The following is a 24,344-nucleotide window of genomic DNA, read 5'->3' on the forward strand; positions in this document are numbered from 1 at the left end:
ATAAGAAGGGGAAAGAATGAGGAATATGCAAGCGTTATCTAATGCTTACAACTTAGGTAATAAGTGGTTAGAAAGGGAATTTAGGCATGTTAACTTTGGAGATCAAAGGCTTATAAAAAGACTTATTAAAACTAGCTCACTTATAGAAAGCAAAGCTTCTGGTTCAATAAATCAAAGTTGCAGAAGTTGGAAAGAGGCTAAAGGAGCGTATAGATTATTTAGCAATAAAAAATTTGATCCAGCGGGAATTTATTATTCACATTATAAAGAAACACAAGAAAGGATTAAAGGTAATGAGTTTGTATTTTCAGTTCAGGATACAACATACCTAGATTTTGATTCTCATATTAAAACTAAAGGGCTCGGTAGCGTCTCAAAGTCTTATACAAAACATAAAATGGGGCTGATTGTGCATAGTGCCTTGATGTTTACAATGGAAGGATTACCTTTAGGATTATCTTCTCAACAATGTTGGACTCGTGTTATACGTGAAGAAACTGCACAAGAAAAATCAAGAAGAAAATATATCTCTTCTACTGAAGATAAAGAAAGTTATAAGTGGATAGCAGCACTTAAGGACACTATGCATATTATACCTAAAGACACTAAAGTTATAACTATTGGTGACAGAGAAGCAGATATCTTTGAACTATTATGGTCGTGTCAAGAAATGGGTAGTTTGTTTATTGTTCGTAATAGACAAAATAGAAAATTTATTTCTACAGAGGGAGGAAAAACAAATTTGCAAACCCATATAAATCAGATATCAGCAAAGAAAGAAATAGTAATTCAAGTTCCAAAAAAGAACAATGAAGCAGCAAGAATGGCAAATATTGAAATAAAATATATGTCTGGTTTAATACCAATTAGAACCCCTTCATTATATGGTTCAAAAAATACTGAACACAAAATCAGTGATAAAGTAGTGCTCTATGTTGTAAGAGCTAAAGAACAAGTCCCCCCTAAAGGAGTGGAAGCAATTGATTGGCTCTTGCTAACTAATGTTCCTGTCAGTAATTTTGAAGATGCGATTGAAAGGATAAATTGGTATAAGTTAAGATGGAGAATTGAAGAATATTTTAGAGTTCTAAAATCTGGATGTAAAATAGAAAATTCTCGTTTAGCTACAAAAGAAAGGCTAGAAAAATTAATTGCCATAAAAAGCATCATTGCATTTAAAATTTTATATTTATCAAAAGTAGCAATATCTCATCCGCAAGAAGTGTGTACTAAGATTTTAACTTCACAAGAATGGCAAACTCTTTATATTCGAGAGCATAAAACTATTTCCATACCTGAAGAACCTCCAACTATGAAACAAGCTATTATCTGGCTTGGTAAATTAGGAGGATTTATGAATAGAAAAAATGATAAATTACCAGGAACTATGACACTATGGAGGGGCTACGAAAATCTTACAGAAAGTATCGAAATATTATCTATATTTCTCTCCCAAAATTGTGGGTAAAAGTAAGTATTTAAACTTAGGGAATAAAAATTATAGTAGCAATGAATTGTCATCAATTGTTGGTATAGCTCCATCTGCTTGTGATAGTACATAGGCGTCAGTCTAAGGAGAAAAGAAAACATGCTATAAACCGCATATCTGAACGGTTGAAGACCTGTTTTTTTCTGGATTTTTGAGCAAGTTTTTTTAATTTAGATGATGTAAAAAAACTTTTATTTTTTTGTATACTCATGTATGGATTCCTTATTAATTGTGTGTGTGAATCCTCATTATACAATCTTAAGTCATATCTCCCTATAGCTTTTTCATCTCGTTTTCCTTAAACTGATGCTTATGCGTATGCTTTCTCCTCATTTTCAAATCCAATTCTCCAAATCATTTGAGTATATATCTGCTCTCAACCCCTCTTTAATCTGGTGTTCAGTTGGAGGGATTATTCAGCAAATAGTCAACTCTTCCTCCACTATACCTCCTAGCCATAGCTTTCTTCGAGACTAATTTGCTGTTGCCTTTCTGATCAAGCAACTAACATTATTATTTTGCTCATCAGAGATTTCCAATGCTGTTCTATAATGATAATCAGTAGCCTTAATGTTTACCCCACGCATAATCAAAAATTTTGCCATATAATAATTGCCAATTTCTGCAGCTTCATGTAAAAGAGTGTAATTATCATCTCCCCTTTTTTGAATGATTGAATAATTATCCAAAAGAGTCCTAAGAGCAAATAAATTATTTTTTCTAACCGCCTCAAACGCCTTATCTGTTGCATCATTTACTATATTATTAGTAATATACACATCACTATTATAATTATCAATAAACCTATTTATTATCTTTCTTTGATTCTCTCTATGCTCACTATCATAAATTCTCTTAAACGTTTGAATAAATGCATACATCGCCATTTGATTTAATCTTGCCTCTTCTGTAAGCTCTCCTAATACTATATCATCATCTGGCAAAAATAACATTTGTTTTTCATCTTCTATGAACAGAGCCATTTCCGGTGATATTTCTTTAATGCTACTAGTTGAACTTTTAGCAATTGGAGTAGATTTATCATGCTGTTTGTTATTTACTGATCTCTCTTCAACAACCTTACTAGATTGCTCTGATGGCTTATTATCTTTTACGAATACTGGTACAGGTGTTTGAGCTTGTGGTGTCACAGAAACTGGGGAGCCTTTAGGAATAACCGGTACAATGGCAGGTTCAGTCACTTTAGGTTCAGTATTTTCCTTAGGTAATATTGCTGGTATGATATAGGGAGTTGCTTGAGCCTCAGTCGGCTTTTTTTCTTGTGAAGAAGGTAATATATCTAAGTTAGGCGTAACCACTTCCTTTTTATCTTCACTACCTATTTGCGGCAACTCTACTGAATTTTTCTCTTTATCAGGCATAGTTACAGGCGGTACAGTATCTTGACTCTCTATATTTTGATTTTCAGTTGGTGGCAGGGCAGGAGAATTGTTGTTAATATTATTATTGTTGTTTTTACTGGATTCTTCTAGCTCAATTTTCTGGGACGGAATTTTATCTAATTGCTCCGATTTTTTTGGGTTATTTATTTTTTTATCATATAGAGTATTGTCTAGAATTGGTAATTTATTATTTCCTAAATCAATGAAAGAATCTGTCTCCCCTTCTTCTTTACTAGCTTCATTACTGTTATCTTGTGGTTTAGATGCTGGTTTTACTGATTCTGGTGCTTGATCATCCGTTTTCTTGGAGTGCATAAATTGTTGTATTTCTTTCATTAAAGAATCTGTCTCTTGTGGATCTTCTTTGTGTTTATTCACTTTATCATTTTCTAATTGTGGCAACGTTGGAGACGGCAGAGGAGGTGGATCAGAATAAGCCCTATCTATAAACAAAGAAATAGTTATTAGAAGGGTTATTAAGAATTTCCTGTAACTTAATCTAGCTAATAATTTTAGAATGACGAAACTCCTACTATCATTTCCAAGAGTTCTATTAAAGTACATTGGAATTCTCACGTTATTTTATATTATTAGCTCACATTACGCTGATTATAACATAATTTACTTCTTGCACTAAGTTATTTCTGATCATTTGGCAATAACTTTTGAATCTCTTTTTCTACTAACTGCTTTACTAATAAAGGCAAGTTTTTATCTAACCATTGACTCAATTGTGGTCGTATCATCTCAACAACTATATCCTCTAACGTTTTAACCTTAGAGTTCGAAGCATTTATATTAATCTCTCGAGCTGTTTTCGAGAAATGTTGGAAAATCTTAGTAGTTTCTGCTGCAGATTTATCGGATATCAAGGATTCCTCCAATAGTTCTTCTGCTAATTGACTATGTGTACTATCCTCTTCTAGCTTATCTTCTTCATTCCAAGCTATATTAGTCAATTCTAATATATCGTCATCATTAGATTGGGGTTCATTACGATTATCAATCATCCCTTTAATTGATTTCAATATCTCTTCAATTGACATATCTTGGTTTTTCTTATGGTTTTTACTCATAATTAAAAACCTATAATAAGTTTTTTCTTGAGTCCTTTAAACTCATCTTCAGGAGTAAAATATTTAACTTTTAATTTCAAGCTTTTTGCAGTTAATTCCCCTAGTAAAGATTTTATTTGGTAAGCCGCTAAAATAGAGTCTCTGGATGCATCAACTTTTGATATCTTAGCATTATATAATTTTTCTTCAGCAGTAAAAACTTCTAAGACTGTTTTAGAGCCAACAATTTCCTCCTGCATTATCCCATCATAAGCTATTTGAGCCGCTTCTACTCCTTGTGATGTGGCGATAATTTTAGATTTTGCTGCTTCAAATCCTTCCCAACTACCAATAGCACTTGCCCGTATTTGTTTTATTGTATCATCAAGTTGAATAACAGCACTCCTAGTACTATTTTTAGCTTTCCTAATTTTTGAATATTCGCTACCCCCATGAGAATAAATAGGTATGTTAACTGATAAAGTTGATGTAGTACTTCTGCTATTATTAGTCATTGGAGTCTCTGGGGTATAGATGTTTTTACCAGACTCAATTCTAAAATTTACCTTAGGCAAAAGTTCAGCCATTGCTGCTATTTGGGCAGCTTTATGGCTTCTAACACTATGTCTTGTACTGTCTATGCTAGGATTAATATTTACTGCCTTCTCTATTAAAGCATCTAATGAATTAGGTAAGTTGTCTGGCATAGGAGGCATAGCAATATCATCCGCTTCTATACCAAAAACTCGACTAAAGGTTGCTTTTGTTGCCTGATAATTAGCATATAGGTTTAATCTATTAGTCTCAGCCACTGCAAGACTTGCCTTGGCACTAGCTAAATCTATTGATGTTGCTTCACCTAATTTTAGTTTTTCTTCAATGGTTGCTAATTGATGTTTGTTAGTTTTTACACTAATTTCAGAAATCTCATATTTCTCTTTTGCATCATAACAATCGAGATAATTTTTTATTAAGCTTAAAAGAACCCTCTGTTCTTCCGCATAATATTTAGCACGCGATGCTCTAAAAGCTGACTGAGCAGCTTTCAAATTTGCAACACTACTACCACCACTAAATATAGGCTGCTCTAATATAAAAGTGTTTTGTTGTGATTTTGTCTCTTTTTTAGAAGAATTAGGAACATATTGACTATTCGGTTTATTCTTACTAATGTTAGAGTTAATATTATAAGATATATTAGGCATAAAACCTGAGAAAGCTGCAGAAAATTGTTCAATCTCACTTAAAAAGTTTTGTCTAATGATTTGTAATTCACCATTATTATTATATGCACTAGATAAAGCATCAGGTAAGTCGACAGCAAAAACTGAACAATTGAACAAAATGATAATGGCAAAATGTGTAAATTTATACATAGTTGATTTTCTAAATATGTTTATGTTAAAAAAATTTGCTAGCTTCTGCAATAAGTTAAAGATATCATTAATCTAAAAATTGACCTATTGCAAAAGCTAACATATTATAGCTAATATGTAACATATCAAAAACTAACCTTAAGAGCAACATAACAGTGTTAAACTATAGTTTTTATTTGTATTATCTTTAAACAAGATGGTAGATTATCAATTAAAAAATTTAAATTAAATTTATTATGCCTAACTTATATTCTTTCCTTGCAAAAAGTGCTTTACCTAGTATCTTATCAAACCCTTCAATTGCTGCTACTGTACAGCAATTAAAGTTTGATTCTACGAACACATTCAAAATGTTTTCTAGTAACTTAAAAGACATAAAGAAAAGAGCTGGTTATATATATGACATATTTATCGATTCAGATTCGAATGATCAACAACAAAATCGAGAAATAGCTGAATATTTCAAAGAAACAGTCGGCAACTCCTTAGATGAATTAGACCTATATCTTGACGAACAAGAGCGAGTAAAGGAGGAAATGTTGTTTTTTGAAAGTACTTTCATTGAATACATAATAAACATTCTTGAAAGTATTTTACAGTTTCAAAACAAACTAAATGCCTCGTATCCTGGAGCGTCAGAAAAGATCATTGATTTTTGCGGGAATTTATTAATTGCTTTAATATCTATACAAATGCCGATAGTCGGTTTAGTACTCAAAGGAAGTGGCTTGTTAGATTCGGTAAAATCTTTTCTCAGTACGGAAAATCTAACAAAGACAGTAGATAATTGGAAGGCAAAACTAGGAGTAGTTGAAGAAAAATTAGTAAAAATAGAAAAACATCCAGACCTTAAAGAAAAATACTGTAAAGCTAAACAAATTGCTGAAATAGCAGAAATAACAGGAGTTTCACCGGTAGCTGTAGTAGAATTAGGGTTAGATGTAGACTCTTTGAAGAAAATTAATAAATCGGTTAGACAAGAGCCAAAAGAAAAAGAATATTTTAAAAAACTTGTTGACTTATCCGAAGAACTTCCTTATAATAAGAGTGGTATAATTAGGGTTGTTAGTGCTATACGTGATGGTGTAAGTAAAATCCTTGGAAATATGCCAAATAAAGAAAAATATCTAAAAAATTTAATCGAACCAGAATTATATGGTATAAAAGAAAATCTCCTATCTACCTTAAATCCTAATAAAACTATCATTGAGAAGTTAGATTGTTGCTATAAAGCAACAAAATATATATTTACTATCACATCTCAAATACAAGAAGCAGTCAAATTAATACCCAACAGAGAAAAAATCATCACAGCTTTTGCAAATTTAGTTAAAGACAAAACAAAAAATATTATCCCTACACAGTTTTTGCAAGATCTTACATCATTAAACACTACTTTAAAACCGCTATCAAAACTAGTACAGATTGGTAATGCTATGAAAGTAGCACTTGGCAATAGTAGCAACAAAACCCAAGGCGTAGTACGAGAAAGGTAACAGGTGTTATAGTCAATTGAGGTGACGTCGTTACTCGTCGCTCCTAGCACCAAATTCTCCTGAATTAACTATACCCTTGCGAAACTTACTATTACCAACAAACATTTGGTCAGCATGAACACACACCACCGTCTATTAGCGAGGAATCACTATAAATCTTCACCTCTTGTTTATTGTCTCCATTCTTCAAATCATTTGAGTATATAAGATTAAGATTTTGATATCTAATAATCAATAGTTTATTGATTCATTATTTTTATTCCTACAAAAGAAGGGGGCTTTTTTAACCCCTTTCTTTTTTGTGCTTTTTCAGTCTTTGACAAAAATAAAATATAGTTAATATGTAATTAAATCTTGCATAAAAAATTAAAGATTTGTTAGAATTTAATTGAAAGTCTATTAAAATTTTTTTACTTATATAGGAGCAAGCATATGAAAAAATTATTGTTGGTTGCCGCGACCAGTACAGCTTTTTTGACTTCTACTGCATCATTTGCTGAAACAGGGAGGTTTTATCTTAAAGCCGAAGGTGGTGCAAGTAAGTTGAGTACTATAAACTGGGAGTATGCTGACGTTAGTTTAAAGCTGAAATCTTCTATTTCTGGTATTTTTGGTGCTGGTGTTGGTTATTATCTAATGGATAATGTTAGAGCAGAGCTAACACTTAGCATCCTTGCCAATCCAGAGCATAGAGGATCTTTTAACGGAGTTTTTATCTTTGAAAAGCCTAAATTTAATGAATATCTTTCTTATATTAAATTTAAAGAATATAAAATATCTGAAACAACAAAAATTAAAAGCAGGGTGAAATCATTATTGCTTAGTGGCTATGTTGATTTGTATGATGCAGGTGGTATTGCTAAGATCTTTGTCGGAGCTGGTGTTGGTATGGCAAAAGTGCAAGAGAAAAGAGTTTGTACTGCAACTGCAACTAATGAGAAAGGTAAATCTGAAACAATAGTATTTTCTATATCCTCTAAGAATGCTAATAATTTTGCTTATCAGTTGACTGCTGGGGTTTCTTTTAATTTGGTTAATGGCATAAAATTAGATTTTGCCTATAGTTGGAGAGATTATGGACAAACAAGTTCTAAAGGTAATGACAAGGATGATCCCAAATTATATAAAAGTGCTTACAGAGGGCATAATTTAATGACTGGTATAAGGTTTGATATCTAACTCACCTTACGCATAAACCCCATAGCAATTTAAAAATTGCAGAAAAGTACAAGACGTCATTACGAGCTGATGTATCCCCACGAAATTGTTGCAAAATAGCAAGAATTGATAGAATATCTTCATTATTTAATGATGATGGAGATAGTAGGTTATGGATGTAAAAACAGTATTAAATGAAGTAATAAAAGAACATTGTCCTTTTATACATAATAATCGTTTAAATGCGTTACTTGATGTTGCAGAAGGCTTGCGATATAGTCAGAATTTGTCTTTGAGTGCAATTGGCAGGAACTTGAGTGGTGATAGTAAAGTAAAACATAAAATAAAAAAAGTTGATAGATGCATAGGTAACAAACATTTATATAACGAGGTTGATAGTCTCTATAGTGCTTTATCATATTTCATATTTGAGTTTATCAAGCATTCTAATGATGAAAGCGTTGTGATTGATTTATGTTATCTTAAAGATGATCGCATGGTACAAATGCTAAGTACTTAATTTTGTACAAGAAGGATGAGTTTACCTTTATATCAAGATGTGTTTGAAGAAGGTGAATTAAAGGGCAGAACGGTAGAATTTCTAAATAAATTAAAGAGTATAATACCTGATGGAAAAAGGGTTGTTGTGATTATGGACGCTGGCTTTCATATTGAATGGTTTAAGGAAATAGAAAAACAAGTGTGGAGTTGGGTGTGTCGGGTACGACGAGGAAAAGATTTAAAATTAGCTAAGAATGAGGATTGGATATCAGTTGAAAATTTCATACTATCAATTGGTTCAAAAACGATGGAATGTGGTACGATTCTGCTAACCAAAGCTCATAAATATTCCTGCAGAATGGTTACAACTTGCAAAGTCCCTAAGGGGCGAGTGCAGAAGGTTAGCAGGAATCGTACTAGCAGTAAAACAGCAAATGGTTCATATAACAAAGCTGCAAAAGAACCTTGGATATTGGTAACTAACTTAAGTTCTGATGAATATAAGGGAGCGGAAATAGTGAGGTTATATAGCAAACGTATGCAAATAGAGGAAACGTTTCGAGTGATAAAAAATCATCAAATTGGTCTTGCTGGAAGATATATTAGAACTTTAGATGTGAATAGATGGGGAGTTTTAATGTTACTATCTGCCATTGTTATTATAACATATTGGGTTATAGGTGTGGTAGGCTATAGCCAAGGTATGCAAAGAATTTTCCAACCTAACACAGTAAAAGATAAAAAGATTTATTCGTATTTTACCCTTGGGAAATTTATTATTGAATTTAATTATCTGCATGCCATAAAACCATTGCTAGAACCCCTGGCATCTATTATAAAGACGGAGCTTTGTCGTGCTTAATTTCGTGGGGATACATCAGATTGCGAGGAGCCGCTTTGCGGCAACGCGGCAATCCATAAAAGTTGATTAGAAATTGCTTCGTTGGCTCACGCCTCCTAGCAATGACGTTTGAGGCTTATATACTCCTTGCAATGAAGAGTAGTCGGGCTAGTTATATGTTAATCATTTAAATTTATAAGGAATAAACATGCAAATCTTATATTTTTTAAAGGCTACACCATTTTATGTATATTTATTATTTGGTTACTTAATTTTTATAGGAGTTAAAGCAACTAAGCAAAGAGTTATATCACCCCCAAAATTATTTATTTCTCCTGTTGTTTTCTTGTTATTTTCTATAAAAGGATATTCTAGTATGAAAGATTTAATGTTATTTTTTATAGTACTAATTATATCTATTATTGTTAATTGGCAATTTTTTGACAAACCACTTATGCAAATTAATAATAATAAAATAATTATTCCAGGCTCGTGGCAACCATTTATATTGATAATCATCATCTTTTCAATCAAATATTTTTTTGGGTATATGCACGTTGTAAATCCAGAACTAGCCACAAAATACAAAATAATAGAATTAATAATCTCAAGTTGGACATTGGGAATCATGTTTTTTAAAGCAATATATTATTATAGCTGTAAAACAAAATAAATATGGCAGAAAATTGATCAGAACCTAGGAGCCTGTCGAAGGTAACTAATTAATTAAAACTTTTTCAAGTGTTATACAAATTTTACTAGACTTATAAAGCTAATAATTATATAAAACTTATCAATCGTTATAAAAGGGCCTGTAGTTCAGTTGGTTAGAACCCACCGCTCATAACGGTGTTGTCGCAGGTTCAAGTCCTGCCGGGCCCACCAAAATTAACAGGTGAACATTTTATTTTAAAATGATTAATTTCAGAATACTTTCAATTTACCTATTTAGACTATATTGTAGCTATTTTATCGGTATATTGCTTCTGCTTATTGGGGTTTTAATTCTTTCAAATATCTTTGATCTTTTACAGAAATTTAAAGATATTTATATTCCCACACATTCTTTTTGGAAACTAGTATTATATAAAATACCTTACTTGGCTAATGAAGTAGCTTCTCTGCTTAGCTTTATTGCAATGTTATTTTTTCTAAGAAGACTAACTAAACATAACGAATTAATAACTATTTTATGCAATGGTATACATATTTGGCGGGTTATTGCTGTTCCATTTTTTGCAGCGATTATTCTTGGTATAATATTAATAACTATATGTAACCCTATTGGTACACTCGGCTTACATAAATATGAATCTTTACAAGCAAAATTGCTTAAAAAGCCAGCTACTAATCTTAGCATATCAAAATCGGGTTTACTATTTCTTGAAAATTACCAAGGCAATAAAAGAATTATTCAGGCTGGGTCTATTGATATAGTGAATAATAAGTTAAATAAGGTTATTATATTATTTTTGGATAATGAAAATAGCTTCGTAAAAAGAATTGATGCTCAATATGCTATTTTAATCGATAATAATTTTGAATTAACTTCTGTAAAACTTTCGGATGCTAATAACTTCAAGCAATATGAGAATTTTGCCATTCCAACAAATTTGTCAATAAATAACTTACTAAATAGTTTTATAACCCCTGAAATGATTGCTATTTGGGATTTACCAGATATAATTCAGCAATTAGTAAAATTTGGCTTACCCATAACTAATTATCAGATTTATTTCTATAAACAGTTATTTAAACCTATAATTATGGCTACTACCGTAATTTTAGCAGCATGCTTTTTTAGCCTTAGGCAACGTGATAATTCTCAGGAAAAAATTTTAGTAATTGGTTTATTTTTAGGTTTTATTATTTATTCTTTATTAGAGGTGTTGTTTAAAATACTTGCATATAATGCAACTCCTCCTTTCTTAGCTATTTTATTACCAAATATATGTATATTATTTTTCAGTAATTTTGTTATTATGCATTCTAAGAAAATTTGATATATTCAAATGTATTTAATCTTGAGAATTGATATAAGATGGTTAGAACTTAAGACTTTGGAGAAATAAAAATGCTAACAAAATTTTTCAGTAGATTTGCAAGTGATATGGCAATAGATCTTGGTACTGCTAATACTTTAGTGTATGTCAAAGGCAAAGGAATCGTATTAAACGAACCTTCTGTAGTTGCATTGATTAAAGTGGATGGAGCATTTAAACCATATGCATTTGGTCATGAAGCAAAAAATATGTTAGGACGCACCCCAACCGATATTGAAGCTAAGAGACCACTAAAAGATGGGGTTATAGCTGATTTTAAGGGGGCTGAGGAGATGATAAAGCATTTTATCAGAACAGTACATAGTCGCCGCTCATTTACTGGTCCAATGATTATAATTTGTGTACCCTCAGGTTCTACACCCGTTGAACGTAGAGCTATCCAAGAAGCAGCGGAGAGTGCAGGTGGTAGAGATGTGTATCTTATAGAGGAACCTATGGCAGCAGCAATCGGTGCTGGCTTACCAGTAACAGAAGCAACTGGTTCAATGATTGTTGATGTAGGCGGTGGAACAACAGAAGTAGCCGTCTTATCATTAGGCGGTATTGTATATGCTAGATCAGTGCGGGTTGGTGGTGATAAAATGGATGAGTCTATTATTTCTTACATTAGAAGGCATTATAATTTGCTAATCGGTGAAGCTACAGCAGAAAAAATTAAAAAGCAGATTGGTGCTGCTTATGTAGATGATAGTTTAGAACCAAGAGTAATGGAAATTAAAGGGCGGGATTTAATTCATGGCATCCCTAAAGAAATGCTACTAAACGAGAAACAAATTGCTGATAGTCTAATTGAACCAGTCAGCCAAATTGTCGACGCAGTAAAAGTAGCGTTGGAATGCACCCCCCCTGAACTTTCATCGGATATTGTAGATAAGGGGATTGTTATGACTGGTGGTGGAGCATTACTTCGAAACCTAGATCATGTTCTAAAAGAAGCAACTAAATTACCGGTAATTGTTGCTGAACAGGCTTTATCATGCGTAGCTCTTGGCACAGGAAAAGTATTAGAAGATTTTCAAAAATTAAAGCATGTGTTATTTAAACAAGATTAACAAATGGCATTACTAGCAAATAGAATAAAGAATCCTAGTAGAATAGCAGGGTTAGCTAAATTTATACTTGTCACCGCAAAACGTGGTTTGATTTTATTTTTTACCATAGCTTCGCTTTACTTATTTATTGCTACTCCAAAAAGACTCTCTTCTATGTCTGTTGAAATCGTTGGACATGTTATGTTTAGTGGCTTGCTAATTCATGAAAATATATTTAAACAAATTAACCTAATAACCCAAAATTTTATTTATTTACGGGACTTAGCAAGAGAAAATATTGAATTACAATTAGAGGTGGCAAGATTAAAGAGCTTGCAGAGTGATATATATTTAATCCAATCTGAAAATAGAGAGCTAAAACAACTATTATCAGTTATAGAAGAAGAGCAATATAGCTATGTTAGTGCTAAATTGTTAAGCGTCTCATTAAATCCCTTCAGCAAAACTGCTTTACTGTCAGCTGGTGCAAAACATGGTGTGGCAATTGATCAAATAGTTACCAACAGTAAAGGATTAGTTGGACGAGTAATACAGGTAAGCAACAATTATTCTAAGATAATTTTAGTTAATGACGTGAATTCTAGAATTCCGATCACTACAACCTCTTCAAAAGAGAAAGGTATTATGAGTGGATATGGTAACGGTAGTAAAATACTCTATTTATCAAAAAACCACTTGGTGCAAAAAGGTGAAAAAGTTATAACCTCTGGTTATGGAAATATTTATCCTTATGGCATAACAGTTGGTTACGTAAACAAAGCAAATTCAGAAAATGTTCTTGTAAAACCTATAGTTGACTTATCTAAAACTAAGTTTGTCAGCATATTACTTCCACAATGAATCTTTTATACTATATTTTATGTTTGGACAAAATCCCAAAAGGGCAGCAATATTTAATGACGGGACTAGCCTAGAGATTAAAAGTATCTTTAAGACTATTCAGGGAGAAGGTTCTTTTGTCGGTATGCCTGCTGTCTTTATTAGGCTTGGTGGATGCAATCTAGCTTGTAATTTTTGCGATACCGACTTTGAAGATTTTAATATATTGACTATTAATAATATTATCGAAGAAGTCCAAAGATTTACGATTAATGTCAAATTAGTGGTTATAACTGGAGGTGAGCCTTTTCGTCAACCTATAGAATTATTGTGTCATAAATTAATAAATTTGGATTATATAGTGCAAATAGAAACTAATGGCACGTTATATCGTGAGATTCCAGATAAAGTACATATAGTTTGCTCACCCAAAGCTGCAAAAAATGGGACTGCAAAAAATGGTTATTCCTTATTGCGAAATGATTTACTATCTCGCATTAATGCCATAAAATTCTTAGTAGCTAAAAATATACCAGAATATTCTAACATACCTGAAGTTGGGCAAAGTAAATATAATATACCAGTATTTATCCAGCCTATGGATCAAAACAACCCATTGCTAAACAAAGAGAATGAACAACTGGCTATTGATTTGGCACTTAAGTACGGTTATCGCCTTTCTATACAAGTCCATAAGATTTTGGGTATTGAGTGATTATATATTTATTCACCTAAAATTATCCCACCTACCATAACCTCATTAAAAATTTCATTCCAACGTATTTTATGCTCGTATTTAATAGCTCTATCAACCTCTACTAATGAAACATATTTGATTGATGGTACCTAACATCCTGAGAAGGATGAAAATACTTGTATACTACACTTGTAATGAGAACTGTTAGCACCCCCTTATACCAATTCCCGAATTTAATTTAGTAAATGATTCATGCAACAAATAGATTGAATTAGCAAGGTATTTAAATTTTTAATAGAGGAAGATACTACTATTTCTAATTGTTCAATTGTATTGTATACTTTATTCTTTATAGTCTCAGACTTTAAATGCTCCCATAATCGCTCCGCAGGATTTAATTCAGGAGAATATGGTGGCAAATAAAGAATTTCTATATTAGCAGGAACCACTAAGTCCTTAGCCTTATGCCATCCAGCACAATCCATAACAACAATGGCTTTTTGATCGCCTATATGTTTAGACATTTCCGCAAGAAACATGTTCAAAGACATAGTATTAACATTTGGCATCATTAAGCTAAAATCATCTCCTGTTATTGGGTTAACAGCACTGTAAACATAAAAATTCTGAAAACCTATTTTGATTTTAACTTGAGTTCTGATACCTTTGCGAAACCAACCATGACCTAATTTAGAATGAGTTCCAAAACGCGATTCATCAAAGAAATACAAAAAACTTCTTGGATTGCTTGTTATTTTTTCTTGAATTTTTTTTTAAACTGTTCATGAGTTTCTTTATTCTGTTTGTAATGCACTGCTCTTGGAGTAATGTACGCAAACTTAAGCTTGTGCAATGCCCTGTGTACAGCCGATTTACTTACATTAATTCCCAAATTTTCTTTAAGTTTTATGACGATACTTTTTATTGTTATGTTACAATCTTCTTGTATCCATTTGTTTATTGCTTCATAGCAGCTTTCCGTTAAATCGCTTTTCCTTCCCCTACCTTTTTTATATTCAAGATTTTTATCATCGCCTTGGGCAAAGCTTTTTATCCAGTTTCTTAGCGTATTATACCAATTCCCAAATTTAATTTAGTATAAAGATGAGAAAAATAGGTTATAATGTAAAAGATAGATAAAATTAGGAATGTAATGGGTACTCATCAAAAATTAATAACAGAAGATTTATACAAACAGGCTATAGCTCAACTTGCAAGTACGAACAAAGAGAATAGGATCGCTATTAGGTTAAGAGCTATAGTAGCTGCAAAAGAACATGGTATTGGTATGGTGTCTAAAATATTTGATATCACAACTAATACGCTAAGAAACTGGATAAAAAGCTTTGCCCAAGGCGATGATAAAAATCTTGAATATAAAAAAGGTAGGGGAAGGAAAAGCGATTTAACGGAAAGCTGCTATGAAGCAATAAACAAATGGATACAAGAAGATTGTAACATAACAATAAAAAGTATCGTCATAAAACTTAAAGAAAATTTGGGAATTAATGTAAGTAAATCGGCTGTACACAGGGCATTGCACAAGCTTAAGTTTGCGTACATTACTCCAAGACCAGTGCATTACAAACAGAATAAAGAAACTCATGAACAGTTTAAAAAAAAATTCAAGAAAAAATAACAAGCAATCCAAGAAGTTTTTTGTATTTCTTTGATGAATCGCGTTTTGGAACTCATTCTAAATTAGGTCATGGTTGGTTTCGCAAAGGTATCAGAACTCAAGTTAAAATCAAAATAGGTTTTCAGAATTTTTATGTTTACAGTGCTGTTAACCCAATAACAGGAGATGATTTTAGCTTAATGATGCCAAATGTTAATACTATGTCTTTGAACATGTTTCTTGCGGAAATGTCTAAACATATAGGCGATCAAAAAGCCATTGTTGTTATGGATTGTGCTGGATGGCATAAGGCTAAGGACTTAGTGGTTCCTGCTAATATAGAAATTCTTTATTTGCCACCATATTCTCCTGAATTAAATCCTGCGGAGCGATTATGGGAACATTTAAAGTCTGAGACTATAAAGAATAAAGTATACAATACAATTGAACAATTAGAAATAGTAGTATCTTCCTCTATTAAAAATTTAAATACCTTGCTAATTCAATCTATTTGTTGCATGAATCATTTACTAAATTAAATTCGGGAATTGGTATTAGTTGTGATATCAAATATTTTAGACACCATACCAATACCATGTTCTTTTGCAGCTACTATAGCTCTTAACCTAATAGCGATCCTATTCTCTTTGTTCGTACTTGCAAGTTGAGCTATAGCCTGTTTGTATAAATCTTCTGTTATTAATTTTTGATGAGTACCCATTACATTCCTAATTTTATCTATCTTTTACATTATAACCTATTTTTCTCATCTTTATACTAAATTAAATTTGGGAATTGGTATTACTTAAGCTCTGGTAAATTTTGTTCACCTCTTTTTACCTTTACCTCCTGCGGCAAATTAAAGCTTTGCTCCTCAGTTGATTCAAGCTCTGGCAAACTTTGTCCACAATTTTGTCCATTTTTTTTATATCTAGATAAAGATATAGATATATTATTATCTATTATATTGAGTGGAGAAAAATTTTTTTCAGTTGAGTGGTAATTTTTTTCCGGTTGAGTGAAAATTTTTTTATGGCTAGATCGATTATTTATGTGGTTAAAGTGAGAAGAATTATCGTTAGCTTTACGAAAACTTATAAATTTTTTAAGAATTCTAATACATAGAATATTGCGGCATTTTAGGTTATGTTTGATCGTAGTAATTAAAGAGTGATCAATGAACCCACTTGTTTGTAATTCTATTAGACATTGTTTAACCCGTTTTTGACAAACTCCTAGGTTCTGTTGACAAAATTTTATGTTAAGTTATCAGAGTAGAATAAAGAAGTTGCAATAGTAAGAAGAAATGGTAGTTTCTAGTTATCGAAACCAAGAAACTACCGATATGAAGTATTACATAGAAGACCAAGCATGGGAAGCAATTTTATCATTTTTTAAGAAAAAAAAAGCTATACACAACAAGAATGAGGAAAAAATAAGACAGTTTATTGAAGCAATATGGTTTATTGCTAGGTTCTGTTGACAAAATTTTTTGTTAAGTTATAGTCAATTGATGAGAAGTTGGAGACGTTGTCGCTCAATGCTCGCCTATTACTTATAGGCGTTGCTCCATCGTTCCTAGCCCCAAATTCTCCTGAATTGACTATATACTTTGCAGTAATTGATAAAAGAAAAGGAACCATCTTGGATAAAACTATTTTTTGGGTTATTGTTGTTGGCACTATTATAGTAACTTTGACTCTGATCTCTAATATATTGATGCCATTTTTTATAGCTGGGATAATATCATATATATTACAGCCTATAATTGATAATCTGTTGTTACGATATAAATTATCTAGAACTATAGTGGTTTCAGTAATTTCCTTTCTATTTTTTAGCATTTTTGCTATAGTAATGGTAGTGTTGCTGCCTATCATATATCAACAAACAACTTTGCTAATTAGTAAAATTCCAGCTTATAAAGATTATTTACAAACTGAATTAATACCTGTTATTACGACAAAATTTTATTCAATATATCCAGATATTGCTGATAATATAAAAAATTCTATTAGTAACTTTGTTAATGGTATATTTTTGTTGATCACAGGGCTTGCTAATAATATTTGGCATGTTACTATGGTAACAATCAATTTATTTGTGTTGGTTTTATTAATACCACTTATATTATTTTATTTTTTACGAGATTGGTTAACAATGTCAGAAAATATAAACCTTTTACTACCTTTGAAAGGTAAAAAGAAAATTCTAAAAATATTATCAGCTATTAATACTTCCTTGTCTGCTTATATAAGGGGACAGCTAAATGTTTGTTTATTATTATCAATCTATTACGGAGTTTCTTTGTCGATTCTTGGTGTAGATTTAGGATTATTGTTAGGGGCTTTGTCTGGTTTTTCAATAATTATACCATTTGTTGGCATCTTAATATCCTTTTCTCTTACCATGATTGTTAGTTATTTTGCTTTTGGTATGGTCAGTACATTATTTTATATAATCATTATTTATTTGGTTGGCACAATAGTTGAAGGATATATTTTATCACCGAAAATTATAGGTGATAAGATCGGTCTACATCCTCTTTGGATAATATTTGCAGTTCTTGCATTAGGTAATATATTTGGTTTCTTGGGTATATTATTTGCTATACCAATTGCCAGTATAATAAAAGTTTTGTTTTTAGCTGCTATCGATTTTTATAAATCTAGTAAGTTTTATAAGAGTTAAAGATTATCTATTAATTATGCGAGATTCCCAGCAATATATATTACCATTATTTGGTAATGATCGATATGTTTTAGATAATTTTATTAATTCACCTTCTAATCAAATCGCATACAATTCAATAAAAAACTGGTCGAGAATTTGGGGCAGTAAACCCTATGAGTTTACAATTTTGCTTTATGGACCTCCTTCCTCTGGTAAAACATATCTTAGTAAAATATGGCAGAATTTGTCGAATGCATTTTTTATAAAAAAAGATTCAGATATACTTAGTGCAGAGCATATTATGAAGTATAATGCTTTTATTATGGAAGATATAGAATTTTGGCAGGAAAGAAATATCCTCCATTGTTTTAATTTAATAAGTGAGTGTCGTAAATATTTGTTGATGACTACAGGAAGTTTAGCTAATAATTTTGCATTACAGGATTTATCATCAAGAATCAATTCTGTTCTAAGGTTAGAAATAAATCAGCCAGATGATGAATTGATGAGCAAATTAATCTTTAAATATTTTTCCGATCAGTCGGTTAAGGTATCTGACTGTGTAATTGAATATTTATTAATTAATTTACCACGACAATTTGATCAAATAATCAAATTATTGGATGTAATAATGCACTATGCATTAGTTCGTAAGCAAGCTGTTACCATCTCTCTTATCAAACATGCACTTAAATAGGAAAATTGTATAGTTTTGATTATGTGGTAAAAATGTTATAAAAATTAGTTGATTTCTTTTATATTAGCTATTAACCTATAATTTCAATAATTAGTTTTAGGAAAAATTGATGTCTATAGATGTTCTTGTGGTTGATGATGAAGCAGATATTAGAGATTTAGTCTCAGATATTTTAAAAGAGGAGGGTTTTACTACCAAAACTGCTGCTAATAGCATGCAGGCTTTAAAAATACTTCATGAAAAAACCCCCTCAGCAATTATTTTAGATATTTGGCTGCAGGGTAGCGAGCTTGATGGACTTGGAGTTCTGGAGATAGTAAAAAAACGTTACCCGCTAATGCCTGTGATAGTTATCAGCGGGCATGGTACTATTGAAACTGCAGTAAATGCTATCAAAATGGGGGCCTATGATTATTTAGAAAAACCGTTTAGTCATGATAAGCTAGTGATCTTGTTAAAAAGGGCCTGTGAGGCAACTAAGTTAAAGCGTGAGAATCTTGATCTAAAATCAAAGGTTATTAATAAAACTGAGCTTATAGGTAACTCTCACATTACCGCCAAACTTAAGTCTGATATTGAAAAAGCTGCTTTAGCTACTAGTAGAGTATTTATTCAAGGCAAAATTGGTAGTGGTAAAGAACTAGCTGCTCGGTTAATTCATAAGAAATCAAAAAGGGCTAGTGGACCTTTCGTAATCTTTAGTCCAGTATGTATGGATCCTGACCGTATTCATCAAGAATTATTTAAGGGAATAGATAACCAGGACATTAGACGTCCTTCGATATTAGAAGTAGCAAATAGTGGCACTTTGTACATAGATGAAATTAGTGGTTTACCAGTTTCAGTGCAAGTAAACTTACTTAAATTTTTGCAAGACCAAATGTTTCATAAGCCAGGAGGTAAACCAATAAAACTAGATATAAGGGTTATTGCTGCAACTTCTAAGACTATACAAGAAGAGATAAGTAAAGGAGAAGTTTTGGAGGATTTATATCATCGATTAAACGTTATTTCCCTAAAAGTTCCATCTTTATATGAGAGAAAGGATGATATGTCTGTATTAGTGAAGTATTTTGTTAAGCAACTTTCTAAGTTTTCTGGTTTAAAAACACGTGAGTTTTCTGATGAAACAATTGCCGCTTTTCAAGTTTATAGTTGGCCAGGTAATATAAGGCAATTACGTAATGTAATAGAGTGGACTTTAATTATGAATTCGTTATCTTCAAATAATAATCAAGTGATAAAACCAACTATGATACCACCAGAAATTTTAGTTAATGGTTCTAGTCCTGCAAAGCAGGAAGATAATGTTGATATAATGATCATGCCGCTCCGAGAGGCAAGGGAGGTTTTTGAAAAACAATATTTAGCTGCTCAGATGCATAGGTTTAATAATAATATTTCTAAGACCTCAGCCTTTGTAGGTATGGAACGTTCTGCTTTACATCGTAAATTGAAGTTACTCAATTTACATATTCCTAGTAATAAATTTAATGATGAGGATTTTTATGACAATTATGAATAAAACAACTTTACCAACTATCATAGCTAATAACTATCTTGTAATTGCTAAAGTAATGCTGGGGGTAGCCGCTCTATTTGCTGGCTCACAAATCGTTATTCCTCTCCAGCCAGTGCCGATATCCATGCAAACTGTGGTGATTTGTATTATTGCTGTTACTTATAGCCCAAGACTTAGTTTTGCTACGGTTTTAGCTTATATTACAATTGGCGTGGCAGGGCTACCAATATTTGCAAAATTATCCAGTGGTTTACATATTTTGTTTGGTGCAACAGGTGGTTATCTGATAGGATATTTAATCGCTACTCCTGTGATGAGTATACTTAACAGTAAGTTTTCTGAAAGATTTACTGGAACATACTCACGTTATTTGAGTATATTTTGTACTTGTCTTATAGGGCATCTTATAATTTACTTTTTGGGAGTTAGTTGGTTAGCAACATTTATGGGAATTAAACAAGCTATTTATAGTGGATTTATAATATTTATACCGAGTGGCTTAGTAAAGATGCTAATATTTTCTTCTACATATTCTTATGTAAAAGGCAGAAAGAATACTATTTTATGATTCAAATAACAAGGTCATTGCGAGGAGGCACTTTAGTAACGACAAAGCAATCTAGGAAAACTTGTAGCACAATAAATAATCTGGATTGCTTCGTCGCAGTTTTGCTGCTTCTCGCAATGACGGTTACCTCTATATCACGTAGACAGGAACCTGTAATATCGCATGGTGGTGTAAAATTCTTTATTGTAACTTTGCTTTTAGTTCTTACCGGATGTTCAGATTCTTCAAGAGATGCAGATGGTTTGTTATCTAATAGTCAAAGTCTCATTATTAGAAATTATATAGCAGAGCAAAATAAAAATAAGGTACCAGTAAATATTAAAAATAAATTTGGTGCAAATCTTAGAGGCTTAAAACTAGTAGGTGTTAAACTGATAAATGAGGATCTTTCTGGTGTTGATTTAAGTTTCTGTGAAATATCACGGGTAGATTTCTCAGGAACAAATTTTGAGAATGCAATTTTAACAAGATCTATAATTCAAGAAAGTGATCTTTCTAATACTATATTAAAAAATATATCAGCTTATGGTGCAGATTTTCAAGCATCGATGTTTGAGAATACTCATTTTAGAAATAGTAATCTTATTCAATCAAATCTTGAGGACACTGACTTTGTCAAAGCTAATTTAGAAAATATTAATTTTGAAAATGCAAATCTTACTAGAGCTGTATTTGATGAGGCTATGATCAGTAATTCTAATTTTCAAAAAAGTAATTTAGCAAAAGGTAGTTTTAAAAAAGCAGTTATCTCAAATTCTATTTTTTATGGTACAGATTTACGGCAAATATTAGCTAATTACCTAAATATGACTAATTGTTATTGTGAATCTGTGGATCTAACTGGGGTGGACTTTACTGGAGCGGTGATTAGCAATTCAGATTTTACTCATGCTATTATTAATCAAGCTCAATTAAAAAATATAAAGCTTACTAACTCGTTATTTTCTTTCTCTTCCTTTCAGTCTGCAGATTTTGCCAATGCAATTATTGAGAATTGTAATTTAAAAAATACCAATTTGAATAATGTGCAATTGAATCAAGTACAAATTCAAAATAGTGTGATGGATAATGCTCATTTTAATGATGCTATTATAAAGGAGCTATCAATAAAGAACTTCCATAGCATTTTGCTCAAGTTAAATAAAATTAATATCACTAATGCTGATATTGAGAATAGCAATTTTACCAGCGTATCATTGAATAATAGCTATGTCAAGCAAGCAACTATTATTAACTCTGATTTAACCAATAGTGAATTAATAAACTCTAATTTCTCTGCTACTAAATTTAATACGGTAAATTTTACTAAAGCACTGATACAAAATACTGTTTTAAATGGGATAAAATTTGTTGATAGCCATTTTTATCAGATAGCTATCATAAATTCAGATTTATCAGAAGTCATTTTTGATAGTTCACCAACCATAAATTCTCAATTAAGTAACGTGAGATATAAAGATGCTGATTTTATTAATTCAGATTTCAATAGAAATATTGTATTAAATAGTCAGGACTTTTATAAGTTTAAGTCAGTAAACACTATATATTCTGTAAAAGATTTAGAACAGGTGAAAGACTTATCAAATATCAATTTACAAGGTTTAAATTTGTCAGGTCTGGTATTTAACCAAACTATTTTCTCAGGTTCTGTTCTTAAAGGAGTTGATTTATCTAATGCTATAATCCAGAATTGTATATTGCAAAATACTAATCTAACTATGGCAAATCTAAGTAATGCAGATTTCAGTAAATCGTCGCTTATTGGTAGCAATTTAGAATCCGCTAAACTTTATAATACAAACTTTAATGATACTGATTTAACAAATGTTAATTTTATCAGAGCTTTTGTTAGTAAAATATCTTTAGTTAATGCAAAGTTGGATGGCACCAAAGGTCTTGATGATCAGGGTAGTAAAAATATAGAATAACTATTGTAAACAATTAAAGGGAATTTTTACCATAGCATCTTACATTTTTTATTCTATCATAAAAGTGTAATTCTGTATACGTATCAATTTGAGGGAAAAAGCTGAGTTCTAAGAGTCATTGCGAGGAGCCACTTTAGTGGCGATGAAGCAACCCAATTTATACAAAGATATTATTAGCGTATGTTTTTGGATTGCTTCGTCGTGCTTCTCCAGTTCTCGCAATGACGCTTATGTATAGCATAATACCTTATAAATTTTTACTTACTGATGTGCAACAAAGTTTTAATAAACTAACCAAAGTATAAACTCATGAAAGCAACATTATATATTTTAAGTGCATTTGGACTTGGAGCAATGAAAGCCAGTATAATAAAATCCCTTAACAACAGTGTTCCTATTTCTTTAGTGGTATTTTCACAATTTTTTCTTTGTACTATCTATTTTTTACCAAAAGTTATAAAGTCTCATGGTAGATTAATAGTGTCGCAACATTATTGGGCATTAATTAGCAGGGGATTATTAGGCATAGGATATTGGTATTGCATGTTTTCGTCAGTAAATTACTTGTCTCTTTTTAATGTCAGTGTACTTTCAAGTCTTTCTCCATTTTGGGTGCTACTAATAACGGGCATTTTTATTGATAAATCTATCAACAAAGAGCTATTTGTCTTAGCAATAATTGGCTTTATTGGGTGCTTATTAATATTAAAACCGTCAAGAGAAATTATAAATTTAGGAGCAATTTTTGGATTATTTAGTGGAATATTTATGGCACTAACTCTCATATCAATAAAAAATTTACTAAAAACAGAAAATTCAGATAGAGTATTAGTATATTATTTTGGGATAGCTTCTCTTAGTATGTTACCTTTTTTAATGAATTTTGCTATAACACAAGTTTCTTTAAATGACTGGGTCTTGTTATCAATCAATGCTCTGTTGATGCTTTTACACCAAATATTATTAAATAAAGGATTAGAAATTGGTTTAGTTACAGAAACGAGTATTTTAGCTTATAGCAGTGTTTTATTTTCTTTAATTTTAAGTATAGTTATTTGGCAAGAAATACCAGATATTTTCTCAATTGTTGGAGCAATAATAATAATCTCAAGTGGAATATATATAGCCAAGAGACAAAAATCATGATCAGAAAGCAAACCAAAGTTCTGGGAACATATTTAGTGATCGTTCACGAATTTTTTTGTTATCATCTTATGATGAATAAAAAATAAGCAATACCGCAAAAATAATGAAAACAGCTATTAGTGGATCAAAAAAATCTGTTATATTTATAGATATAACCGAATTTGTAATAACTTGTTATATCTAATTCAGGTTAATTATATTTTGAACTATTTCCGACAACCTCCTAGTAATATTGGATATTG

The 24,344-nt window shown here is 31.3% G+C and carries 26 protein-coding genes and 1 tRNA gene; 19 read left to right on the top strand and 8 right to left on the bottom strand.

The window, feature by feature from the left end:
- Positions 1–25: 25 nt before the first annotated feature.
- Positions 26–1,468, top strand: a complete 1,443-nt coding sequence (locus ACFELW_RS02500) for an IS4 family transposase (protein ID WP_375329996.1) — start codon at positions 26–28, stop codon at positions 1,466–1,468.
- Between the two features lie 494 nt (positions 1,469–1,962).
- On the opposite strand, the gene ACFELW_RS02505 is transcribed toward ACFELW_RS02500, so the two are convergent.
- The 3 genes from ACFELW_RS02505 to ACFELW_RS02515 form a co-directional block, all read right to left on the bottom strand.
- Positions 1,963–3,456 carry a hypothetical protein gene (locus ACFELW_RS02505; RefSeq protein WP_375330334.1) on the bottom strand — a complete coding sequence of 498 codons (1,494 nt, stop codon included), beginning with the start codon at positions 3,454–3,456 and terminating at the stop codon, positions 1,963–1,965.
- Between the two features lie 74 nt (positions 3,457–3,530).
- Complete coding sequence (locus ACFELW_RS02510; protein ID WP_341758931.1) at positions 3,531–3,968, bottom strand: DUF2497 domain-containing protein; 438 nt, start codon at positions 3,966–3,968, stop codon at positions 3,531–3,533.
- Between the two features lie 2 nt (positions 3,969–3,970).
- Positions 3,971–5,323, bottom strand: a complete 1,353-nt coding sequence (locus ACFELW_RS02515) for a TolC family outer membrane protein (RefSeq protein WP_375330335.1) — start codon at positions 5,321–5,323, stop codon at positions 3,971–3,973.
- Positions 5,324–5,559: 236 nt separating this feature from the next.
- Here ACFELW_RS02515 and ACFELW_RS02520 point away from each other — a divergent pair, with 236 nt between their 5' ends.
- The 4 genes from ACFELW_RS02520 (at position 5,560) to ACFELW_RS02535 (ending at position 9,340) form a co-directional block, all read left to right on the top strand.
- Positions 5,560–6,819, top strand: coding sequence for a hypothetical protein (locus ACFELW_RS02520; protein ID WP_375330336.1), 1,260 nt, complete (start codon positions 5,560–5,562; stop codon positions 6,817–6,819).
- A 432-nt stretch (positions 6,820–7,251) separates the two neighbouring features.
- Positions 7,252–7,998: an outer membrane protein gene (locus ACFELW_RS02525; protein ID WP_375330337.1), complete on the top strand. Its 747-nt coding sequence runs from the start codon at positions 7,252–7,254 to the stop codon at positions 7,996–7,998.
- Between the two features lie 151 nt (positions 7,999–8,149).
- Entirely contained in the window at positions 8,150–8,497 is a 348-nt protein-coding gene (locus ACFELW_RS02530) for a hypothetical protein (RefSeq protein WP_341758855.1), read from the top strand.
- A gap of 15 nt (positions 8,498–8,512) precedes the next feature.
- Positions 8,513–9,340 carry an IS4 family transposase gene (locus ACFELW_RS02535; RefSeq protein WP_375330305.1) on the top strand — a complete coding sequence of 276 codons (828 nt, stop codon included), beginning with the start codon at positions 8,513–8,515 and terminating at the stop codon, positions 9,338–9,340.
- A 243-nt stretch (positions 9,341–9,583) separates the two neighbouring features.
- Here ACFELW_RS02535 and ACFELW_RS02540 read toward each other — a convergent pair whose 3' ends face one another.
- A complete protein-coding gene (locus ACFELW_RS02540; protein ID WP_375330338.1) occupies positions 9,584–9,949 on the bottom strand; it encodes a hypothetical protein in 366 nt (121 codons plus the stop codon).
- Positions 9,950–10,127: 178 nt separating this feature from the next.
- Here ACFELW_RS02540 and ACFELW_RS02545 point away from each other — a divergent pair.
- The 5 genes from ACFELW_RS02545 (at position 10,128) to ACFELW_RS02565 (ending at position 13,968) form a co-directional block, all read left to right on the top strand.
- Positions 10,128–10,204, top strand: a tRNA-Ile gene (locus tag ACFELW_RS02545).
- Between the two features lie 29 nt (positions 10,205–10,233).
- A complete protein-coding gene (locus ACFELW_RS02550; RefSeq protein ID WP_341758859.1) occupies positions 10,234–11,322 on the top strand; it encodes an LptF/LptG family permease in 1,089 nt (362 codons plus the stop codon).
- 71 nt (positions 11,323–11,393) lie between these two features.
- Positions 11,394–12,434: a rod shape-determining protein gene (locus ACFELW_RS02555; protein ID WP_341758860.1), complete on the top strand. Its 1,041-nt coding sequence runs from the start codon at positions 11,394–11,396 to the stop codon at positions 12,432–12,434.
- A gap of 3 nt (positions 12,435–12,437) precedes the next feature.
- Positions 12,438–13,274 carry a rod shape-determining protein MreC gene (mreC, locus tag ACFELW_RS02560; protein WP_375330339.1) on the top strand — a complete coding sequence of 279 codons (837 nt, stop codon included), beginning with the start codon at positions 12,438–12,440 and terminating at the stop codon, positions 13,272–13,274.
- Between the two features lie 19 nt (positions 13,275–13,293).
- Entirely contained in the window at positions 13,294–13,968 is a 675-nt protein-coding gene (locus ACFELW_RS02565) for a 7-carboxy-7-deazaguanine synthase QueE (protein ID WP_375330340.1), read from the top strand.
- Between the two features lie 215 nt (positions 13,969–14,183).
- Here ACFELW_RS02565 and ACFELW_RS02570 read toward each other — a convergent pair whose 3' ends face one another.
- Both ACFELW_RS02570 and ACFELW_RS02575 read right to left on the bottom strand, forming a co-directional pair.
- Positions 14,184–14,681: an IS630 family transposase gene (locus ACFELW_RS02570; RefSeq protein ID WP_375329725.1), complete on the bottom strand. Its 498-nt coding sequence runs from the start codon at positions 14,679–14,681 to the stop codon at positions 14,184–14,186.
- A gap of 20 nt (positions 14,682–14,701) precedes the next feature.
- Positions 14,702–15,043, bottom strand: a complete 342-nt coding sequence (locus ACFELW_RS02575) for a helix-turn-helix domain-containing protein (protein WP_375330497.1) — start codon at positions 15,041–15,043, stop codon at positions 14,702–14,704.
- Positions 15,044–15,103: 60 nt separating this feature from the next.
- Between ACFELW_RS02575 and ACFELW_RS02580 the strand changes: the two genes are divergently transcribed.
- Together ACFELW_RS02580 and ACFELW_RS02585 are read left to right on the top strand one after the other, a co-directional pair.
- Positions 15,104–15,589, top strand: coding sequence for a helix-turn-helix domain-containing protein (locus ACFELW_RS02580; RefSeq protein WP_341758975.1), 486 nt, complete (start codon positions 15,104–15,106; stop codon positions 15,587–15,589).
- A 20-nt stretch (positions 15,590–15,609) separates the two neighbouring features.
- Positions 15,610–16,107, top strand: coding sequence for an IS630 family transposase (locus tag ACFELW_RS02585; RefSeq protein ID WP_375329725.1), 498 nt, complete (start codon positions 15,610–15,612; stop codon positions 16,105–16,107).
- Here the strand turns inward: ACFELW_RS02585 and ACFELW_RS02590 are convergent.
- Positions 16,104–16,289 (bottom strand): hypothetical protein, encoded by a 186-nt coding sequence (locus tag ACFELW_RS02590; protein ID WP_375330341.1) that lies wholly within the window; start codon positions 16,287–16,289, stop codon positions 16,104–16,106. The genes ACFELW_RS02585 and ACFELW_RS02590 overlap by 4 nt on opposite strands.
- 585 nt (positions 16,290–16,874) lie before the next feature.
- Between ACFELW_RS02590 and ACFELW_RS02595 the strand changes: the two genes are divergently transcribed.
- Entirely contained in the window at positions 16,875–17,051 is a 177-nt protein-coding gene (locus ACFELW_RS02595) for a hypothetical protein (RefSeq protein ID WP_375330342.1), read from the top strand.
- Here ACFELW_RS02595 and ACFELW_RS02600 read toward each other — a convergent pair.
- A complete protein-coding gene (locus tag ACFELW_RS02600) occupies positions 17,038–17,211 on the bottom strand; it encodes a palindromic element RPE2 domain-containing protein (protein ID WP_341758865.1) in 174 nt (57 codons plus the stop codon). The two genes, ACFELW_RS02595 and ACFELW_RS02600, sit on opposite strands and share 14 nt — an antisense overlap.
- A 1-nt stretch (position 17,212) precedes the next feature.
- Between ACFELW_RS02600 and ACFELW_RS02605 the strand changes: the two genes are divergently transcribed.
- The 6 genes from ACFELW_RS02605 (at position 17,213) to ACFELW_RS02630 (ending at position 24,102) form a co-directional block, all read left to right on the top strand.
- Positions 17,213–18,259, top strand: coding sequence for an AI-2E family transporter (locus ACFELW_RS02605; RefSeq protein WP_375330343.1), 1,047 nt, complete (start codon positions 17,213–17,215; stop codon positions 18,257–18,259).
- Positions 18,260–18,275: 16 nt separating this feature from the next.
- Positions 18,276–18,938, top strand: coding sequence for a hypothetical protein (locus tag ACFELW_RS02610; RefSeq protein ID WP_375330344.1), 663 nt, complete (start codon positions 18,276–18,278; stop codon positions 18,936–18,938).
- A 106-nt stretch (positions 18,939–19,044) separates the two neighbouring features.
- Positions 19,045–20,463 carry a sigma-54-dependent transcriptional regulator gene (locus ACFELW_RS02615; protein ID WP_375330345.1) on the top strand — a complete coding sequence of 473 codons (1,419 nt, stop codon included), beginning with the start codon at positions 19,045–19,047 and terminating at the stop codon, positions 20,461–20,463.
- Positions 20,447–21,028: a biotin transporter BioY gene (locus ACFELW_RS02620; RefSeq protein WP_375330346.1), complete on the top strand. Its 582-nt coding sequence runs from the start codon at positions 20,447–20,449 to the stop codon at positions 21,026–21,028. Before ACFELW_RS02615 ends, ACFELW_RS02620 begins: the two co-directional genes overlap by 17 nt.
- 116 nt (positions 21,029–21,144) lie before the next feature.
- Entirely contained in the window at positions 21,145–22,956 is a 1,812-nt protein-coding gene (locus tag ACFELW_RS02625) for a pentapeptide repeat-containing protein (RefSeq protein WP_375330347.1), read from the top strand.
- A gap of 309 nt (positions 22,957–23,265) precedes the next feature.
- On the top strand, positions 23,266–24,102 hold the full coding sequence (locus tag ACFELW_RS02630; protein WP_375330348.1) for a DMT family transporter: 837 nt from the start codon (positions 23,266–23,268) through the stop codon (positions 24,100–24,102).
- Positions 24,103–24,344 lie beyond the last annotated feature (242 nt).

The sequence above is a fragment of the Candidatus Tisiphia endosymbiont of Nemotelus uliginosus genome, assembly GCF_964264755.1.
Taxonomy (GTDB): Bacteria; Pseudomonadota; Alphaproteobacteria; order Rickettsiales; family Rickettsiaceae; genus Tisiphia.

Coding starts and splice junctions, on each gene's coding strand:
- ACFELW_RS02500 (WP_375329996.1), top strand. CDS start 26: ATGCAAGCGTTATCTAATGCTTACAACTTAGGTAATAAGTGGTTAGAA.
- ACFELW_RS02505 (WP_375330334.1), bottom strand. CDS start 3,456: ATGTACTTTAATAGAACTCTTGGAAATGATAGTAGGAGTTTCGTCATT.
- ACFELW_RS02510 (WP_341758931.1), bottom strand. CDS start 3,968: ATGAGTAAAAACCATAAGAAAAACCAAGATATGTCAATTGAAGAGATA.
- ACFELW_RS02515 (WP_375330335.1), bottom strand. CDS start 5,323: ATGTATAAATTTACACATTTTGCCATTATCATTTTGTTCAATTGTTCA.
- ACFELW_RS02520 (WP_375330336.1), top strand. CDS start 5,560: ATGCCTAACTTATATTCTTTCCTTGCAAAAAGTGCTTTACCTAGTATC.
- ACFELW_RS02525 (WP_375330337.1), top strand. CDS start 7,252: ATGAAAAAATTATTGTTGGTTGCCGCGACCAGTACAGCTTTTTTGACT.
- ACFELW_RS02530 (WP_341758855.1), top strand. CDS start 8,150: ATGGATGTAAAAACAGTATTAAATGAAGTAATAAAAGAACATTGTCCT.
- ACFELW_RS02535 (WP_375330305.1), top strand. CDS start 8,513: ATGAGTTTACCTTTATATCAAGATGTGTTTGAAGAAGGTGAATTAAAG.
- ACFELW_RS02540 (WP_375330338.1), bottom strand. CDS start 9,949: ATGATTCCCAATGTCCAACTTGAGATTATTAATTCTATTATTTTGTAT.
- ACFELW_RS02550 (WP_341758859.1), top strand. CDS start 10,234: ATGATTAATTTCAGAATACTTTCAATTTACCTATTTAGACTATATTGT.
- ACFELW_RS02555 (WP_341758860.1), top strand. CDS start 11,394: ATGCTAACAAAATTTTTCAGTAGATTTGCAAGTGATATGGCAATAGAT.
- mreC (WP_375330339.1), top strand. CDS start 12,438: ATGGCATTACTAGCAAATAGAATAAAGAATCCTAGTAGAATAGCAGGG.
- ACFELW_RS02565 (WP_375330340.1), top strand. CDS start 13,294: ATGTTTGGACAAAATCCCAAAAGGGCAGCAATATTTAATGACGGGACT.
- ACFELW_RS02580 (WP_341758975.1), top strand. CDS start 15,104: ATGGGTACTCATCAAAAATTAATAACAGAAGATTTATACAAACAGGCT.
- ACFELW_RS02590 (WP_375330341.1), bottom strand. CDS start 16,289: ATGGGTACTCATCAAAAATTAATAACAGAAGATTTATACAAACAGGCT.
- ACFELW_RS02595 (WP_375330342.1), top strand. CDS start 16,875: ATGGTAGTTTCTAGTTATCGAAACCAAGAAACTACCGATATGAAGTAT.
- ACFELW_RS02600 (WP_341758865.1), bottom strand. CDS start 17,211: ATGGTTCCTTTTCTTTTATCAATTACTGCAAAGTATATAGTCAATTCA.
- ACFELW_RS02610 (WP_375330344.1), top strand. CDS start 18,276: ATGCGAGATTCCCAGCAATATATATTACCATTATTTGGTAATGATCGA.
- ACFELW_RS02620 (WP_375330346.1), top strand. CDS start 20,447: ATGACAATTATGAATAAAACAACTTTACCAACTATCATAGCTAATAAC.
- ACFELW_RS02625 (WP_375330347.1), top strand. CDS start 21,145: ATGACGGTTACCTCTATATCACGTAGACAGGAACCTGTAATATCGCAT.
- ACFELW_RS02630 (WP_375330348.1), top strand. CDS start 23,266: ATGAAAGCAACATTATATATTTTAAGTGCATTTGGACTTGGAGCAATG.